This is a genomic window from Bradyrhizobium sp. 134 (assembly GCF_023074155.1).
In the GTDB taxonomy this organism is placed as follows: domain Bacteria; phylum Pseudomonadota; class Alphaproteobacteria; order Rhizobiales; family Xanthobacteraceae; genus Bradyrhizobium.
Map to the genome: position 1 here is coordinate 101,207 of NZ_JADPKX010000087.1, position 17,816 is coordinate 119,022.

At 62.8% G+C, this 17,816-nt stretch carries 16 protein-coding genes; 8 read left to right on the plus strand and 8 right to left on the minus strand.

What is annotated here, in order from left to right; genetic code table 11:
* Positions 1-60: 60 nt before the first annotated feature.
* Together fbcH and petA are read right to left on the minus strand one after the other, a co-directional pair.
* Positions 61-2,133, minus strand: a complete 2,073-nt coding sequence (gene fbcH, locus IVA75_RS39475; protein ID WP_247291251.1) for a cytochrome b/c1 — start codon at positions 2,131-2,133, stop codon at positions 61-63.
* Positions 2,134-2,195: 62 nt separating this feature from the next.
* On the minus strand, positions 2,196-2,726 hold the full coding sequence (gene petA / locus IVA75_RS39480) for a ubiquinol-cytochrome c reductase iron-sulfur subunit (RefSeq protein ID WP_026232845.1): 531 nt from the start codon (positions 2,724-2,726) through the stop codon (positions 2,196-2,198).
* Positions 2,727-3,004: 278 nt separating this feature from the next.
* Between petA and IVA75_RS39485 the strand changes: the two genes are divergently transcribed.
* From IVA75_RS39485 to IVA75_RS39510, 6 genes are all read left to right on the plus strand, one after another.
* Positions 3,005-3,463 (plus strand): tRNA (cytidine(34)-2'-O)-methyltransferase, encoded by a 459-nt coding sequence (locus IVA75_RS39485; RefSeq protein WP_007595044.1) that lies wholly within the window; start codon positions 3,005-3,007, stop codon positions 3,461-3,463.
* An 18-nt stretch (positions 3,464-3,481) separates the two neighbouring features.
* Positions 3,482-4,114, plus strand: a complete 633-nt coding sequence (queE, locus tag IVA75_RS39490; RefSeq protein WP_247291253.1) for a 7-carboxy-7-deazaguanine synthase — start codon at positions 3,482-3,484, stop codon at positions 4,112-4,114.
* A gap of 17 nt (positions 4,115-4,131) precedes the next feature.
* Positions 4,132-4,506 carry a 6-carboxytetrahydropterin synthase gene (locus tag IVA75_RS39495; protein ID WP_027568574.1) on the plus strand — a complete coding sequence of 125 codons (375 nt, stop codon included), beginning with the start codon at positions 4,132-4,134 and terminating at the stop codon, positions 4,504-4,506.
* Positions 4,503-5,402, plus strand: a complete 900-nt coding sequence (gene hemF, locus IVA75_RS39500; protein ID WP_247291255.1) for an oxygen-dependent coproporphyrinogen oxidase — start codon at positions 4,503-4,505, stop codon at positions 5,400-5,402. Before IVA75_RS39495 ends, hemF begins: the two co-directional genes overlap by 4 nt.
* Positions 5,399-6,145, plus strand: a complete 747-nt coding sequence (locus tag IVA75_RS39505; protein ID WP_247291257.1) for an HAD family hydrolase — start codon at positions 5,399-5,401, stop codon at positions 6,143-6,145. Before hemF ends, IVA75_RS39505 begins: the two co-directional genes overlap by 4 nt.
* 368 nt (positions 6,146-6,513) lie before the next feature.
* Positions 6,514-6,717: a DUF2158 domain-containing protein gene (locus IVA75_RS39510; protein ID WP_027516401.1), complete on the plus strand. Its 204-nt coding sequence runs from the start codon at positions 6,514-6,516 to the stop codon at positions 6,715-6,717.
* A 456-nt stretch (positions 6,718-7,173) separates the two neighbouring features.
* Here IVA75_RS39510 and IVA75_RS39515 read toward each other — a convergent pair whose 3' ends face one another.
* Positions 7,174-8,262, minus strand: a complete 1,089-nt coding sequence (locus tag IVA75_RS39515; RefSeq protein ID WP_247291259.1) for a winged helix-turn-helix domain-containing protein — start codon at positions 8,260-8,262, stop codon at positions 7,174-7,176.
* Positions 8,263-8,539: 277 nt separating this feature from the next.
* Here IVA75_RS39515 and IVA75_RS39520 point away from each other — a divergent pair, with 277 nt between their 5' ends.
* A complete protein-coding gene (locus tag IVA75_RS39520; protein WP_247291261.1) occupies positions 8,540-9,451 on the plus strand; it encodes a DUF1127 domain-containing protein in 912 nt (303 codons plus the stop codon).
* A 185-nt stretch (positions 9,452-9,636) separates the two neighbouring features.
* Here IVA75_RS39520 and IVA75_RS39525 read toward each other — a convergent pair whose 3' ends face one another.
* From IVA75_RS39525 to IVA75_RS39535, 3 genes are all read right to left on the minus strand, one after another.
* On the minus strand, positions 9,637-10,710 hold the full coding sequence (locus IVA75_RS39525; protein WP_346658467.1) for a TauD/TfdA family dioxygenase: 1,074 nt from the start codon (positions 10,708-10,710) through the stop codon (positions 9,637-9,639).
* A 262-nt stretch (positions 10,711-10,972) separates the two neighbouring features.
* Positions 10,973-11,275 carry a hypothetical protein gene (locus IVA75_RS39530; protein WP_247357033.1) on the minus strand — a complete coding sequence of 101 codons (303 nt, stop codon included), beginning with the start codon at positions 11,273-11,275 and terminating at the stop codon, positions 10,973-10,975.
* Between the two features lie 172 nt (positions 11,276-11,447).
* Positions 11,448-15,290 carry a LuxR C-terminal-related transcriptional regulator gene (locus IVA75_RS39535; RefSeq protein ID WP_247291267.1) on the minus strand — a complete coding sequence of 1,281 codons (3,843 nt, stop codon included), beginning with the start codon at positions 15,288-15,290 and terminating at the stop codon, positions 11,448-11,450.
* Between the two features lie 129 nt (positions 15,291-15,419).
* On the opposite strand from IVA75_RS39535, the gene IVA75_RS39540 reads away from it, so the two are divergent.
* Positions 15,420-15,749, plus strand: coding sequence for a nuclear transport factor 2 family protein (locus tag IVA75_RS39540; protein ID WP_247291269.1), 330 nt, complete (start codon positions 15,420-15,422; stop codon positions 15,747-15,749).
* Between the two features lie 44 nt (positions 15,750-15,793).
* Here the strand turns inward: IVA75_RS39540 and IVA75_RS39545 are convergent, their stop codons facing one another.
* Both IVA75_RS39545 and IVA75_RS39550 read right to left on the minus strand, forming a co-directional pair.
* Complete coding sequence (locus IVA75_RS39545) at positions 15,794-16,561, minus strand: sulfite exporter TauE/SafE family protein (protein ID WP_027568567.1); 768 nt, start codon at positions 16,559-16,561, stop codon at positions 15,794-15,796.
* On the minus strand, positions 16,558-17,814 hold the full coding sequence (locus IVA75_RS39550) for a CCA tRNA nucleotidyltransferase (RefSeq protein ID WP_247291271.1): 1,257 nt from the start codon (positions 17,812-17,814) through the stop codon (positions 16,558-16,560). Before IVA75_RS39550 ends, IVA75_RS39545 begins: the two co-directional genes overlap by 4 nt.
* Positions 17,815-17,816: the final 2 nt, after the last annotated feature.

Genomic DNA, 17,816 nt, shown 5'->3' on the forward strand with positions numbered 1-17,816 from the left:
CTCTCGTGCCCAACAAAAAAGCCCCCTTGCGGGGGCCTCTTCATTCTCGCTTCGGGCCGCTCAGTGCGAGTCGGCCCAGACCTTCTTCTTGGTGAAGTACATCAGGCCGGCGAAGATGATCAGGAAGATGAACACCTGGAAACCGAGGCGCTTGCGCGCTTCCATGTGCGGTTCGGCGGTCCACATCAGGAACGTGGTGACGTCCTTGGAATATTGCGCGATCGTGGTCGGCGAGCCGTCGTCGTAGGTGACCTGGCCATCGCTGAGCGGCTTCGGCATCTTGATGGCGTGGCCCGGGAAATACTTGTTGTAGTAGGACCCCTCCGGGATGGTCACGCCTTCGGGCGCCTTGTCCTCAAAGCCCTGGAGCAGCGCCGAGACGTAGTCCGGGCCCTGCTCCTGATACTGGGTGAAGAAGTCGACGATGAACATCGGGAAGCCGCGGCCGTAGGAGCGCGCCTTTGTGATCAGCGACAGATCCGGCGGCGCCGCGCCGCCGTTCGCCGCACGCGCGGCCTGCTCGTTCGGGAATGGCGAGGGGAAATAATCCGCCGGCCGGCCCGCGCGCTCGAACATGTCACCCGCGTCGTTCGGGCCGTCCTTGACCTTGTAGTCGGAGGCGAAGGCTGCAGCCTGCGCGACCGAATAGCCGGGACCACCGGCTTCCGCGAGGTTGCGGAAGGCGACGTAGGACAGGCCGTGGCAGTTGGCGCAGACTTCCTTGTAGACCTTCAGCCCGCGCTGGAGCGCACCGCGGTCGTACTTGCCGAACGGACCGGCGAACGACCATTTGTTGCCCGGCGGCTTGTCGCTGCCTTCGGAGGCACGCGCGCTGTCGGCTGAGCCCGCAAACAACGCGCCCGCCAGCGCAAGCACGATCGCACTCGACACCATCGGCGTCGACCTGCTCCCGGTTTGAGCCAGGACGGCATCCGAGATCGAGTTCGGCACCGGCCGCGGCTTCTCGATGCGCGAGAGCAGCGGCAGCACGATCAGGAAGTAGGCGAAGTAGCAGAACGTCAGGACCCGGCCGGCGATCACGTAGATACCTTCCGGCGGCTGCGCGCCGAGATAGCCGAGCAGGATGCAGACCGCGACGAAGATCCAGAAGAACTGCTTGGCCAGCGGACGGTACTTCGACGATTTGGTCTTGGCAGCATCAAGCCAGGGCAGGAAGCACAGGATGATGATCGCCGAGAACATCCCGATCACGCCCGCGAGCTTGTTCGGGATCGAACGCAGGATTGCGTAGAACGGCAGGTAATACCATTCCGGCACGATGTGCGGCGGCGTCACGCCCGGATTCGCCGGAATGTAATTGTCGGCGTCACCGAGGTAATTCGGCATGTAGAAGATGAACCAGGCGTAGAGCAGCATGAAGCAGGACACGCCAAACATGTCCTTGATGGTCGCATGCGGCGTGAACGGAACCGTGTCCTTCTCCGTCTTGGGCTCGACGCCATCAGGGTTGTTCTGGCCGGAGACATGCAGCGCCCAGACGTGGAGCACGACGACGCCCGCGATCAGGAACGGCAGCAGGTAGTGCAGCGAGAAGAAGCGGTTCAGCGTCGGGTTGCCGACCGAATAGCCGCCCCACAAGAGCGTCACGATGCTCTCGCCGACATAGGGAATGGCGGAGAACAGATTGGTGATGACGGTGGCGCCCCAGAAGCTCATCTGGCCCCAGGGGAGCACGTAGCCCATGAAGCCCGTCGCCATCATCAGCAGGTAGATGATGACGCCGAGGATCCATAGCACCTCGCGCGGCTCCTTGTAGGAGCCGTAATAGAGGCCGCGCAGCATGTGGACATAGACGGCGACGAAGAACATCGAGGCGCCGACGGCATGCATGTTGCGCAGCAGCCAGCCGTAATTGACGTCACGGACCAGCAGCTCGACCGATTTGAAGGCGAGGTCGGCATGCGGCGTGTAGTGCATCGCCAGGATCACGCCGGTCAGGATCTGGATCCCCAGCATGAACGAGAGGATGGCGCCGAAGGTCCACCAATAGTTCAGGTTGCGCGGGGTGGGATAGACCACGAAGGAGGAGTGCATGAGGCCGAGGATCGGCAGACGTCGCTCGATCCATTGCAGGGCCGGATTGCTCGGCTGGTAGTCGGATGGTCCGCTCATGATGCGATCCTGAGGAAATAGTACGACGAGACGGCGCGAAGCTTCGGACGAGGGCCCGAGGCTCAGCCGATCTGGATTTTGGTGTCGGAAACGAACTGGTACGGCGGCACCGGCAGGTTCGCGGGCGCGGGCCCCTGGCGGATGCGGCCGGACGAATCGTACTGCGAACCATGGCAGGGGCAGAAGAACCCGTCGTAATTGCCTTCATGGGCGATCGGGATGCAGCCGAGATGGGTGCAGATGCCGATCACAACCAGCCACTGCTCGTGGCCGGACTTGACCCGGGCCTCGTCGGACTGCGGATCGGGCAGGCTCGCGACGTTGACGGCGCGCGCTTCGTCGATCTGCTTCTTGGTGCGGTGGCTGATATAGATCGGCTTGCCGCGCCAGAACACCTTGATGTCCTGCCCCTCGGCGACCGGGCTGAGATCGACCTCGATCGGCGCACCGGCGGCGATGGTCGACGCATCAGGATTCATTTGGGAAATGAAGGGCCAGAGCGCGGCTGCGCCCCCTACTGCTGCAGCTGCCCCCGTTGCAACGAATAAGAAATCACGGCGTGTCGGATGGTCCGCCGAAGACGCTGTCGTCACGATTCCAACCCTTTCTTCTTATGCAGCCGGCGGAACCGCTCCAAGGGCCCCCAAGGTCCCCAGAACAGCCTGCCGGCGCCCGCGGCCCCCCGCGGCGGCAGAACTTCACGTGCCCCCACCAAAACAAGGCGAAAACAGCAGTCCAGAATCGTTCTATTGGCACCCTTGCCGGGCGAGCGCAAGCCCGCTATCGGCGCGGGAGCGTGCAATGCACGAATTCCGCGGCCAGCGATGTTTTATTGAGACATTTCCGGCCCGCACCGAACCCGGCACAGCCCATGCAGATAGCGCTTTTCCAACCCGACATCCCCCAGAACACCGGCACGATTCTCAGGCTCTGCGCCTGTCTGGGCGTGGCCGCCCATATCATTGAACCGGCGGGCTTCCCGGTCTCCGACCGGCATTTCCGCCGGGCGGGAATGGACTACCTCGATCAGGTCAGCATCGTCAGGCACGACTCCTGGTCGAAATTCGAGCAATGGCGCGCGGCGCAGGGCGCCCGCCTGCTGCTGTTCACCACCAAGGGGGCGACCGACTACCGCGATTTCCGTTACCAGACGGCGGACATCCTGCTATTCGGGCGCGAGAGCGCCGGCGTCACCGAGGCGGTGGTCGAGGCGGCGGACGCCCGGCTGGTGATCCCGATCGCTCCGGGGCTGCGGTCGCTCAATGTCGCCATGACCGCGGCGATGGCCGCAGGCGAAGCGCTGCGGCAGCTCCGGAACCCGCAAGTTTGATATGTTGAGGAGAGACGGTTGAGTTACGCGGTCAAGGAAATCTTCCTGACACTGCAAGGCGAAGGCGCCCACGCCGGGCGCGCGTCCGTGTTTTGCCGTTTTGCCGGCTGCAATCTCTGGAGCGGGCGCGAGGCGGACCGCAGCGAGGCCACCTGCAAATTCTGCGACACCGATTTCGTCGGCACCGACGGCACGCTCGGCGGGCGCTATGCTTCGGCTGCGGAACTCGCCGGCACCATCGCGGCGCAATGGACGGCCTCCACCGACAACCGTTACGTGGTGCTCACCGGCGGCGAGCCGCTGCTTCAGGTCGATGCCGCGCTGGTCGACGCGCTCCATGCCCGCGGCTTCGAGATCGGGGTCGAGACCAACGGCACGATCGCCCCGCCCGAGGGTCTCGACTGGATCTGCGTCAGCCCGAAGGGCGGCAGCGATCTTGTGATCCGGCGCGGCCACGAGCTGAAGCTGGTCTATCCGCAGCCGCTCGCCATGCCGGAGACCTTCGCGGATCTCGCCTTCGAGCGCTTCTCGCTGCAGCCGATGGACGGGCCCGAGGTCGCCCAAAACACCGCGGGCGCCATCGACTATTGCCTCAATCATCCGCAATGGCGGCTCAGCGTGCAGACGCATAAGTCGCTCGGTATCAGATAGGATTGGTTTTCCAACAGATGTGGGAATTGACGAAATCGTTTCGCTTCGAGGCGGCGCACTCATTGTCGGGAACGACGTTCGGCGCGGATAGCGAAGAGATCCACGGCCACTCCTTTCGCGCCGAGGTGACGCTGCGCGGCACGCCCGATCCCAAAACCGGCATGGTGGTCGATCTCGGCCTGGTCCAGCGCGCCATCGAGGACGTGCGCATGACGCTGGACCACAAGTACCTCAACAAGATCGAAGCGCTGGGCACGCCGACGCTGGAAAACCTCTCGCGCTTCGTCTGGGAGCGGCTAGCCCCTATCGGCAAGCTCACCCGCGTCAGCATCCACCGCGACAGTTGCAACGAGAGCTGCACCTATTACGGTCCGCAAGGGTTGAGAGAATGACATCCACATTGGACCCGAGTTTGATCGAAGACCGCAAGACGCGCGCACGCGCCTGGTTCGAAGCCCTGCGCGATGACATCTGCGCGAGCTTCGAGCGGCTGGAGGACGATGCCCCGCAAAGCCTTTATTCGGGCGAGCCGGGCCGCTTCAAACGCACGCCGTGGCAGCGCACCGATCATACCGGCGCGGCCGGCGGCGGCGGCGTGATGTCGATGATGTCCGGCCGCCTGTTCGAGAAGGTCGGCGTGCACTGCTCCACCGTGCACGGCGAATTCGCGCCCGAGTTTCGCGCGCAGATTCCCGGTGCGGCGGACGACCCGAAATTCTGGGCCTCCGGCATCTCGCTGATCGCGCATCTGCGCAACCCGCACGTGCCGGCGGTGCACATGAACACGCGCTTCGTCGTCACCACGAAAGCCTGGTTCGGCGGCGGCGCCGATCTCACGCCGGTGCTCGACCGCCGGCGCATGCAGGACGATGCCGACAGCATCGCCTTCCACGCCGCAATGAAACAGGCCTGCACGCAGCCGAACGGCATCGCCGATTACGACAAGTACAGGAAGTGGTGCGACGAGTATTTCCACCTGCCGCATCGCAAAGAGGCGCGCGGCATCGGCGGCATCTTCTACGACTGGCATGACAGCGGCGACTGGGACGCCGACCTCGCCTTCACGCAAGATGTCGGCCGCGCCTTCCTGAAGATCTATCCCGACATCGTGCAGCGCAATTTCGCGACGAGCTGGACCGCGGAGGATCGCGAGGAGCAATTGATCCGGCGCGGCCGCTATGTCGAGTTCAACCTGCTCTACGACCGCGGCACCATCTTCGGTCTCAAGACCGGCGGCAATGTGGATTCGATCCTGTCGTCGCTGCCGCCGGAGGTGAAGTGGCCATGACGACGATGAAGCCCGCAATGAGGCCGCTGCCGCGCGCCATGCTGATCGACATGGACGACACCATCCTGTCGGCCTATGCGCGGCCCGAGATCGCCTGGAACGCGATCACAGCGGAGTTCGCGGAGGAGCTCGCGCCGCTGCCGCCGCAACTGGTCGCAAGCACCGTCCTGGCGTTCGCGAAAAACTTCTGGGCCAATGCGGACGCCTCCTGGCGGATGAAGCTCGCCGAGGCCCGGCATCTCACCGTCAAGGGCGGCTTCGCCGCGCTCGCGGCCGCCGGTCATCGCGCCCTGCCCGACGACCTCGCCATTCGTCTCGCCGACCGTTTCACCGCCTATCGCGAGGAGGAGATGTTCGTCTTCCCCGGCGCGCATGACGCCATCGACAGGCTCAAGGCGCTCGGCATCAAGCTCGCGCTGGTGACCAACGGCGCCGCCGACACCCAGCGCGCCAAGGTCGAGCGCTTCGAGCTGGCGCATCGCTTTCACCACATCCAGATCGAGGGCGAGCACGGCTTCGGCAAGCCCGAGGAGCGCGCCTATCTGCACGCGATGGACGCGCTCGGCGTCACCGCAAGAGACACATGGATGATCGGCGACAATCTGGAATGGGAAGTCGTGACGCCGCAGCGTCTCGGCATCTACGCGATCTGGATCGACGTACATGGCGACGGCCTGCCCGAAGGCTCGGCGGTGAAGCCCGACCGCATCATCCGCTCGCTGACAGAACTGCTGCCGGGCTGACTGCAATCAGGGTGCGCAAACAAAAACATTGAAAACAACCCCATGCACAGTAGACGGCCGCAGCAGAATCAAGGACTTGCGGTAAACGCAAACTGCGGATCTGACGAAATCATTTGCTCCGTCGGGCAAAACAGGCGCATGGTGTCATGGTCGCGACGCACGGGACGGAAGAGCCCTTGCGCCACCCATCGAACAGGCGCCGTTGCCTCTCGTGATGGGATCGCTCCGGCCTAAAGCTCTCTGATCGATTTCAGCAGCCCGGCCGGCGCATGCGCCCTACCGCAACACATCCACTGACCAAGTAGCCCGTGATCGGCATGTCATGCCGGTTTGCTAGCTTCTCCGTCAATCAACCGAAAGGACCATCCATGGAACTAAAAGCCGGCGATATCGTCATGCTGAAATCAGGCGGGCAGCCGCTCACCGTCGCTGACGTGAAGGGCGACGACGTAATCTGTCTCTGGATGGGCGCAGAAGGCGATCTGTTTCGCGAGACGCTGCCGCTCGCGGTGCTCGATCGACTGGAAGAGCTCGACGACGAAGACGAGGATGATGACGAAGACGAGGAGTAAGCGCGGCTGAGGCCACGTCCTAGTTTGATCGGAGCGCACAGCTCCGGCGCGCGTGATGTCCGCTTCTCCGCCAAAAAGGCGCGATAGCGGACATCGCTGCATGGCGCAGAACGGCCGACGAGGCGCTGTCCGGATTCATCTTCTTGTCAGAACCGAAAAGGCGGAGGCGACAATGGAGCAGGACATTCCGAAAGACGCAGCGCGCTCGCAACCGACGGCTCGCAGGCGTCTGGCAGGGAATTCAATCATGGGACAGCCGCCTGTCGGTCACCAAGGGACTGACGGCCGTTACACTTTGCTGGCCGAGTCCCTCGGCGGATACTTTCAGCATCTGAATTCCTGGAAGCAGAAGGCCATCCTCGGAACGCCCTGCCTGTAATTATCGTATCTCGCTTAAGTGGTGCAGCCAGCACTGTCACGGCAACTCCCATTTGTCCCGTCGGCCGTAGGCCGAGATCAGCTTGTGTAAGCCTGAAGGCCCGCGCCGATATTTAGCGATCGGCTACACGGTTCGATGGCTTCTTCGTATTGGCGGAGCTGCAGGTGCGCAACACAGAGGAGCCGCACCGTGATATTCTTCTGCAAGATGGCTAGATCTGTCCGATCGCCGTCGAACCGGTCGGACCATACGTCGTGCGCAGTCTGAAGATCAGTCAGCGATACGCTGATCCGCACCTGATCTCCGCTGCGCTTCACCGCGCCGCGCACCGCCCAGCGGGTGCCGATATCCGTTCCAAGCTGCTTCAGATCGATCGACTTATTCTTGTAGGTGCGGGCGGCCTCGCGTCCGATGACGAAAGTGGCGGGCGCTCGCGCAAGATCGGTCGTCAAATCTGTCGTGATGGCATCGGCAAGTTGATCCTGCTCTGGATCGTTGTTGAGGTTGGCGAAGGGCAACACGATGAGAGAGAGACGATGCGCGATCTCGGGCCTGACTATCGGCTGTCCGTGAAGCTCTCGAGCTTCCTGAACCGCGTCGGTACGGAGCGTCTTCCAAACATTCCAATAACCGACAAGGCCGCCGGCAATTGCACCGATGGCAGCAACCGACGCCAGCGTCCCGCCGACGAACTTCAGAGGGCCTCTGATGTGACGCACCCAGTTCTTGGACCGCCATTTGAAAGCTACTTTTTCGGAGAACTCCGGGACCAAAACCGCTGCCTCCGCGGCTGCGCGCGCAAGATTCGCCGGTTCTGCGAGGGCGCCTGATGTCACCGCAGTTTCGGGACATCGCTCGTCATCGTGGACAGCGCCCACGAAACGAAAGCCCTTTCGTGGAAATGTCTTGATAAGACGTTGTTGCACGCCTGAGTCGCCGATCGCGCGTCGGACCGCGTTCAATCGGGTCGTCAGCGCCGCGTCGGACACGATCCGACCATTCCAAATCGCGTTTATGAGATCATCCTTGCTGACGACGCGATCCCTGCTGCGGATCAAATAGCCGAGCAGATCAAGTACCTGTGGCGTCGTAGGCACGGCATCGGCCCCGCGCCGCAACTCGCGCCGGTCGGTATCCAGCACACAGTCCTCGAAGAAATAGCGCATGGCACCATTCCCCAGGCTTGCCCTCTACTTCCGAGAGCGCCGCAGCGATTGTCCGGCGAGGATAGGCCTTCGAACGGAAAAATGTAAGCCGAATATCAAGTGTGCCTTGCCCAGCGTCGCGGGATCGGCCGACGTCAGCCGCACGGAAACGCCCCCGCACCGCCTTGGACGCAAAGAATAAGCCGCCGGTGAGAAAAATGTAAGCCCCTCGTCAAGCGTGCCGGACCGAGCATTGGCACCTTAGCCCTCGGTGAAAAGCAAGCCAAAGGAGATTGCGATGAGCGTGATCTATGGCGCCGCATGGATGCGACGGCCCTTCGGATCAACGCAGCGCGTTGTCAGCCTCGTCCAGCAATTCTTGAGCACATGGCGGGAGCGCCGTAGACGCCGGCGTGCACAAGCGACCCTGCGCGGCCTCAGCGACAGGGAGCTCATGGACATCGGCACGACGCGCGGCGAGATCGATTACATCGCCTCGCACCGAGACATCGCGAGGCAGAATCGTTCGACAGAACGCGACGTCGGCGTTATTGCCCTGCTGCTCTGTGGCGCGCTTATCCTCGCTTTCGCTAGCGAGGCCAAAGCTCAATGCACCGCGCAGGACGTTCTGCGCAATCACCTGGACCTCAAGACTGCTCCTCCGGTGCAGCGATCGCAGACTCCCGTCAGTTCGGCCGCCGATGTTCGGCTGTGGAAGACGATTGCGATAGGGACGTTCAGGGACATGCGCGCCCTTCGCAAGGCGATGAGTGCAATGGGCTGCGACGTCGGAAGCGCCGCTGCTGAAGTCCTTGCGCGGCCGGCTTTTACTCTGAGTGGCAAGAAAACGGACGTACAGCTCGTCCCTGTCTCGGCCGCGGAGCTCGGCTTCAAGGGCGAGACAGCGTCGTTGACCGAAATCTATGCGCGCGCGCAACGGCTGGGTTTCGGACTTGCGCCCGCAGAAATCGCTCCGCAGCTGAGACTTCAGTACTTGGACCAGCCAATCGGTGAGTTTCTCATCATCGGGATGGAGCCGATCAGGACATGGGCGGGTGAACCGGTCATCCTAACGGTGGCCAATGGTGGAGCAGGCCTCATTCTCATCGGCCAGGGCACCCGCGAGAACGCGGAAATTCCAGTGAACTCCACCATTGTATTCGTGCGGCCAAGTACACCCGCCCCGGCGGAGACCGCGGCATTCAAGTAGCTCGGGTGATGCGTAAGTCCGCTTTACGCCGAGAAGCGGCATTTATGGATACTCGCCCTGGTCGCGTCGAGCCACGTTGAGAGTTTCAGCTTGGCGCTGTCGAAGGGATTGTCCGGCCTGCTCATGCGGCTAGAGCTTGCGAGGCCAAGTTGGGTCTGGGCTTCCGGTTCAAACCATCCGGAACGTCAATCCAACGGGACGTTCAAACTGGTACCTTTGGTAATAATGCCGCCCCGATTGCCAATCTCAATCGAGCCATAGCGCTGTTTGAAACAATCGGGCAGCGGCCGGTCGCCTTCCATGCTGAGCCAGAGCCGCAATAGATGACGCTTCTGGCCTGCATCGGGCCAATCACGGAATCCGGTCCGGTCATGCAGCAAGGCATGATTGTAAACGAACTGCATGTCGCCCGGCTGAAGCCGCATGCCGAAATGCAGCCCGGGATCATTTGCGAGCGTGTCGAAGAGATCGAGCGCCTCGACGTGAGCCGGAGTCAGTCTCGGCGCATCGGGGAAGCGCTGCGCACTATCGATATACTGGCGCTGATAGAACCCGGTCAGGAACCCCGCATGCCAATTCAGCACCGGGATTTCAAGATATGGCTTTTCGTTCTCCGGCACCTCGCCTCGCCGGTCTGTCGCGATCGGATCAAACAAGAGGGTGGCAAGGTCGGGACGCCTGTCAAACATCTCGTTGTAGATTGTCGTCGTACTGACAAGGAGAGAATCCCCTCCCTCCATCGCCTCGCGAATGCATAACAATCCAACCACGTCGGACGAATCCGTGTGGAATGTCTGCCGTTCCGAGGTTTGATAAATGCGGGTGTTCGGATCCTTCGCATCGGCGCCGGTGTCACGGACGTGACCGAGAATGTGACCCGCTGCATTCTGAGACCGCGCCGATCCAAGATGCGCGCCCACCCCACAAAATATCGTCGCGGCGAGCTCCTGGTTATATTTTGCCACCGGCAGGCCGCGGATCACTTCGAAGCCAAGGCCAGCCAGGAGCGTTGTCTTAAGCTCTTCCAGATGCGCGCCAAAGCGGGGAAGCGGAAAGCTTTCCTTCGTGATCTCGGCAATTCTTTTGTTTTTGCCCAGATACGTTTCAGCCGCGCCCTCAAGTTCCGCGATCTCGCCGGCCCCAAGCGATATCAACCATCGATCGGGATTGGCTTTCATCTCAGCGCCCCGCCAGGCAGACGGGATATCGACCTTCCCTGGAGGGCGATGGATCCCGCCGGGCACTGAGACCACATTCATAGTGTTGGCTCCTGAAAGATCGGACGTCAGACATGCGGGCGGACGATCGACGATATTGTGCCGACCGCTTGTTTGCAACTTGACTGAGGCGCAGCCCTGAGCCGAGTGCATTGTCGCCGCGAGGAGGTCCGTTCCAGGCAGTCGCGTGTTAGGTGAGCCGCTTCCGCCAAAATGATTACAACACGGCCGCTCGATCGACCGATCCAAGCTCGGGAAAAAATGGAAACAGCCGGAACGTTCGAGAAGCTGATTGAGTTGAAAGTCATGCGCCTTGCGCTTCGGTCAAGGCCGCACCAAGCGGCCCGATCAAGCTCCTGGAAGAGGCGAAAACTGCTCTCCGGCGTGCCTTCTGCAGCACGGCCGCGCGAGGATCGCGATGTACACGACGGCGATATACGATGAGCTGAGCCAGATCGAACGCGAGGTCGTCGAAGGAGAACGGCGGCTCGCCGAGCAAGAGGCGCTGATCATTGAAATGAAGCGCCAGAACGAGGACACAGCCAAAGCCGAAGGCGAACTCGAACGGATGCGCATGGAGCAGCGACGTCGCGATCAGGATCGGCAACGTCTGCTCTCACGGCTGCAACCCTGAACAATTCAGCAAAGAGGCTGATCCGCCGAAGCGTTACGTTTCTGAGACGCGAGACCAGGCAGATGCGCTCGCCGATACGTTCGGTCGCGGGAAGTCTCTCACCAAAGTCGGAGCCCGCCAGTCATTGCCCCGTCGCGATCACAGTTCAAATCAGCAAATCATGATGCACAGGCACAATGGCTTGATGCGCACCGCTATTGCCGTGATCGTCCGCGTGTCCGTTCAGTGCATGAGGGACGATGTTGACGTTAAACCCGAGGCCTTCTTCCTGACTGGACGGAACGTGCGAACCCAGCGGATCATCGAGTTTTTTAAGCTCACCCACCGCGACAGGAGTAGCAGGGGTTGCGCCTTTATCGAAGCGGAACACCGGTCCTTGGTCCAGGCCGCCGGTTTCGAACGCAGCTTTGGTCGGGTGTGCCTCTTCTGATGCGATTGCAGCAGATTGCAGAGCGTGCTGCGAGTTACCGCGTCCGGCGTTACCGCCTGCTGCGACGCTCGGCTCTGTGATGTCGGCTGCTTGCGACGCGTTCGCAGAGGCCGAGTGTAACTCGTTGTCCGGGTTGCCGTGGTCCACGGTGGCTGGTTCTGCCGTCTTCGCTGGTCCCTGCCCCGCATCAAAAGCCGAAGCCTGATGCTCGGCGCCATGGCCGACGCTGTTGCCCGGCTTGGAGCCAGCTTCAGTCGATTCCGCGGCTGCTCCCTTTGCAGATCCCGGCTCCGAAACGTGCTGCGAGTTGCCGTGGCCTGCGCTGGCGGCCGTTGCGACGCCCGGATCGGTCTCAGCTGCGTCCGATGCGTTTGCAGCGGATGAGTGCCCGGATTTGCCGTGTTCCGCGCCGCCTGTTTCTGCCGTCGTTGCTGATGCTTGCGCGGCTTCAGAAGCCGAAGCGTGATGATCATCGGCGCCATGGCCGCCATCATTGCCCGGTTTGGAGCCAGCTTCACTTGCTTCGCTGGCTGCCGCCTTCGTAGAGTCTGGCTTCGAAGCGTGTTGCGAGTTGCCGTGGCCAGCGTTGGCGACCGCTGCGGCGCCCGGATCGATATCGGCCGCGTCCGATGCGTTTGCAGCGGATGAGTGCCCGGATTTGCCGTGTTCCGCAGCCCCTGGTTCTGCCGTCTTCGCTGGTCCGTGCGCCGCATCAGAAGCCGAAGCGTGGTGCTCGCCGCCGTTGCCCGGTTTGGAGCCGGCTTCAGTCGGTTCGCCGGCTGCCGCCTTTGCAGACTCTGGTTTCGAAGCGTGCTGCGAGTTGCCGTGGACTGCGCCGGCAGCCGTTGCGGCGCCTGGATCGATCTCGGCTGCGTCCGGTGCGGTTGAGTGCCCGGATTTGCCATGATCCTCGCCCGCTGGTTCTGCCTTCTTCGTTAACCCTCCCGGAGCCTCAGAGGCCTTATCGTGATGCTCGGCGCCATTGCCGACGCCAGGGCCCGGTTTGGAGCCAGCTTCAGTCGATTCGTCGGCTGCCGCTTTTGCAGACCCCGGCTCCGAAGCGTGCTTTGAGTTGCCGTGACCCGCGTTGGCGTCCGTTGCGACGTCCGGATCGGTCTTAGCTGCGTCCGGTGCTTTTGCAGCGTTTGAGTGCCCGGCTTTGCCGTGTTCCGCGCCGTCTGGTTCTGCCTTCTTCGCTGACCCTCCCGGAGCCTCGGGGCCCTTATCGTGATGCTCGGCGCCATTGCCGACGCCGTTGCCCGGTTTGGAGCCAGCTTCAGTCGATGGGTCTGAAGCGTGCTGCGAGTTGCCGTGCCCCGCGTTGTCGACGGTTACGATATTGGGTTGGCCGATCTCGTTCGGTGCAGTCGACGAAACGCCGTTGCCCGTATTGGCCGGACCACTGTTCGATGCGACATTTGCGGCTACCGGGGCCGTCGCGCTATGCGCAAGCTCGATGGATGATCCGTGAGCCGACGCGGCAGACGCACCATCGCTCTCTTCCGTTGCATCCGCCGATGCGCCGGTGGAGCTTCCGAGCCTCGTCGACGTTCCCAAGCGAGCCTGCCCGAACTGGAAGTCCGAGCCGCCGTTGGCCAGAATCGCCCAGGCTCCAGACGTCCCGAGCGAGCTCTCGCTCCCCTCGATAGTGGTTTGGACATGATCCTTCGAAACAGTCGCATCGGTTTCGGTCGCCGATATCAGCACTGCTTCGAGCTGCTCCAAGGTGGTCGCAACAGCCGCACCATCTGGCTCGGAGCCGACATCCGCCTCCGCAACGGCCACAATCCCCTCGAGATGGATTTCCAGCAGGCCGCGATCGCCGACATCAAGGACACGATCGGTCGCATTCACATAGACGATCGTTTCATTGCTTGCGGAGTCGTAGACCCAGGCGAGTGTATGTGGCGGTATAGACTTGGTTGCCGCCGTCATATGCAGCCAGGCAAGCGCTCCGAAAGCCGCAAGATTGATCCTGCCCGGCCCCGACGCGAAATCGAACACAGTGTCGGGTGAGGTCGAGTTGAAATGGTCAGACTCGGAGTCGATCGGGGAGCGATAAACAACTTTTTCAACGTTGCCGCCTACGCCGCTACCGGCACCGTGACCAGGGTCCGCGCCAACAGGTGTATGGATATTGTTACCCGCATCGCCTGCGCCTTTTTGAACCAGAGCGCCTTCTTGAGCGGCATTGTCGTGTCCAGCGGTCACAACGGCGGAAGACAGGCGGACATCCTGCGAAAGAAAACTTGGGGCTGAATGGTCGTCAGGATTGGCGGCAGCATGGGTGATCGCGGCCAGCTTTGTGGTCGCACTCTCTTCGGTGGCGGCCAGGATGCTGTCGATCGAGGCGTCCCGGAGGTCATGCGCGTGCGCGGCGAGATGAGGGTCCTGCAGTGCGTAGATCAACGCACCGGTGAGAATAGCAAAGTTGCCATACCCTCCGTGCATCGAGGTCGCATTGGAAAGAAGCCGCGGGAATTGATGTTCCGGGGCCGGGTCGTCACCGGTCTGTATGTCGATCGCTTCTCGCAATAAGCGCGGAAGATCGGGCGCGCCCGATCCTGCTGGACCGTGGTGTGTCCACGCTTTCGAGCCTCCAGATTGCTCGGCCGTGCGCAGCGCTTCCATTGCGGCCGCCGGGTTCGTGATTTGGACGGCCTTGGCGAACAGATCTCTCTGGGCTTGCGTGGGCGTCTCGCCGGATTCCCAAACGACGAGGTGCCGGAGAATCCCTTTTTTCCATGGCTCGTAGGCCGCGTGCTCGTACCCCGCGTGCTCGTCCGCGTGGCCGACGCCGTTCTCATCCGGCAAGATATCGTTCGCTTCCGACGCCTTGAGTTCGTCCGCAATTGCGAACGCCAGAAATGCCAGCGAGAGCGCGGCCAGGCCTGAGGGGCGTTGCAGCAATGCGATGGTCGCGAGCACAGTTCTGTTGGTGATCTCAAGCTTCTGGAAAATATTGTACAGGTGGACTTTGACCGTCCCGTCGGAAACGTTGAGCTGGCGCGCGATCTCCTTGTTCGATAGTCCTTCCGCCACGAGTCGTGCAATTTGACGTTCCCGTTGCGTCAACAGTTCCAGCATCTTTTCGACTTTGCCGTCGCCGTCCGCTTCCTTGCCGGCTGCCGAGAGATCGGACTTCTCCAGTGCCACACCGCTTTTCGTCATCAGCCGCAGTGATCGCAGCATCGTGGCGGGAGAGGCATATTTCGAAATTGAGCTGCAGACGCCGGCTGCGATGGCTGAGGTCAGATCGTGGTCGGTGTCGGACTCGGCAAAGAACACCAGGCGCGTCGAGAGCTTCTCAGCCTTCACGATCGCGAGGATCTCGGAGACCGTGAGATCCGGCACCTTGTCGGCAAGAAGCGCGACGTCAGGCGTCAGCTTCCGAATTGCTTGGAGGCAGCTTGTCCGATCGCTGGACGCTGCGACAACGTCGAAATCCGGCTGCGTCCCGAGGACCGACCTCAGTCCCTGCAAAACGATCGGCTGTGGATCAACGAGCAAAAGCCGGATGGGCTTGAGTATCCCCTGCCTGGCGGACGCGTCCAACATCGATCTTGCCCTCGGCCCGGTCCTCTATGTCCTTCGGCATATGGCCGTGGCCGGGTGGGATATTAAAATCATAGGAGGCTCGGTGGTTCCCCGGCCTGAACCAGATTTGGACGCATGTGAGTGAAAAATATGTCCTTTGATCCCATGGCCGTTGCAGTCGACTGGCTTGATGCGTATCGCGCGGGCGACATCGACGCGATTTTGGAACTCTATGCCGAGGACGCCGTGGTCCATTGCGGTTGCGCTGGCGGCCAAACCATCACCGGCCGCGAGGCACTTCGTGCCTATTGGGTCGATCGCCTCCGAAAATATCCGGCGGGCACGTTGGACGACCTCAATCCCTGGCGCAACGACGGCACCATCATCTCGTACATCACCAGTGCCGGCGTGATGAGTGCACTCTTGGCGTTTGACGCCGCCGGCAGGATCAAGGAACTGGATTGTAGTCCCTCACACTAGACCTGCGGCCTGATCCAACCCCCGCAGCGGGACACCTGTCGGCGTTAGATCAGCTGCCTCGCCGCAGCAGAGATCATCACCAACCCGCCCGTGATCACCGCGACGTCGAGGATCGCGGTGTGGATGTGTACCGGCATCCGCTCGACGAAGGCTTTGGCCAGGAACGCGCCGGGAATCGCGATGGCACCGATCAGAAGTGCAAAGGCGAGCACCTGCGCAGTGACAGCGCCGGCGAGGCCGAACACCGAGATCTTGATGAGGCCGGTGCCGAGCGAGATCATTGCATCGGTCGCGATGACGGCGGCGCCCTCAAGGCCCGCGGCCATCAGCAGCGATAGCAGGATCACGCCGGAGCCAGAGGTGCCGCCGACCAGCACGCCATAGCCGACCGAGCCTGCCGCGAGACCGGTGTCGCCGATCTTGACCTGGCGGCGGCGGAGCACACGGCGCAGCGGCACGCTCAGGATCAGCATGGAGCCGATCACGAGCGCCGCCCCCGCATTGGTGAGGCGCGTATAGCCGTAGGCGCCGAGCGCGGTCGTCAGTGCCGCACAGGCCAGCACGATCAGCGCGCGGCGGCGATCGGCATAGCGGAGATAGGCGACCGCGCGGCTGGAATTGGTGAAGATCGCGGAGATCGCGATGATCGGCACCACGGGCTCGGCGCCAACGAGAGGCACCAGCACCAGCGGCATCAGGGCGCCGGTGCCGTAGCCGGCGAGACCACCGATGATCGAAGCAAACAACGCCATCAACGCGACCAGCAGCAGCTGAAAGATCGAGATGTCGGCGAAGCCTGAGACGATGGTCACGTTCTCTCGTCGCGGCTGATTCGTGCCGCAGCTTGATCGGCGATGGAAACGAGTGCGGCTTCCTCTAGGGGAAAATCCGCAGCAAGCCAAGCGTCCTCGGCGAGCGTCAAGACATGTCCGAGCGCGGGTCCTTCCGCCATGCCGCGCGCGATGAAGTCGGCAGCGCGGAGCGGAAATTTCGGCGCAATCCAGCGCTGCGGCAGCTCGGCGAGCGCACGCCATCGCGATGAGCCGACGTCACCGCCGGCTCGCGCCCAGCCCAGCAACACGCGATCGTGATAGCGCTCCGCGCCGAGCCGGTAGAGCAATCGCTGCGCATCGGCTTCGCCCTTGGTGGCCAAGCGCCACCCGCGGTGCCCCATCGAATCCAGCGCCTTGGTTTCCGCATTGGAGAGCCTCAACCGCGTGGCGACGCGCTTGGCGTCTTCGGTCACAGCGACCGTCAGCGCGGCGAGCCGCCGCGTGCTGCTCGCGGCGAGGCCAAGCTCGCGCTCGATCGCGATCATCGCCGAGAGCGGCCCGGTATAAACGACGCCGCCGGTCAGCGCCTGCAGCAATCCGCCATCGGCCATGGCGAGCGCGGCGGCGGACGCGCCGGGAGCGACCAGCAGCTTCAGCATCTCCATGCGCAGCCGCTCGGCCGACAGGCTCGCAAGGCCGGCGCGTCCCCGGATGCAGGCGAGATAGCCGTCGCGATCGGGATCGCCGGCACCAAAGGCGGCGTGGATGCGGAAGAAGCGCAGGATGCGCAGGAAATCCTCGGCGATGCGCTGGTCGGGATCACCGATGAAGCGCACGCGCCGCGCCGCCGCATCTGCGATGCCTCCGACGTAATCGTGGACGACACCGTCGGCATCGACCGAGAGCCCGTTCATCGTGAAGTCGCGGCGCTCGGCGTCCTTCACCCAGTCGCGGCCGAACGCGACCTTGGCCTTGCGGCCGAAGGTCTCGGTGTCCTCGCGCAGCGTCGTGACTTCGTAAGGCTGGCTGTCGATGACGAGGGTGACGGTGCCGTGGTCGATGCCGGTCGGCACGGCCTTGATGCCGGCGCTCTTGGCGCGCCGCATCACCTCGTGCGGGAGCGCCGTGGTCGCGATGTCGATGTCACCGGGCAGGAGGCCGAGCAGCGCGTTGCGCACGGCGCCGCCGACGACCCGCGCCTCCTCGCCATCCGCGTTGAGCAATTGCAGGACGCGCGCGGTCCCGCCCGACATCAGCCAGGGCGCATCGGCGAGCATGGGCACCGCGCTCATCG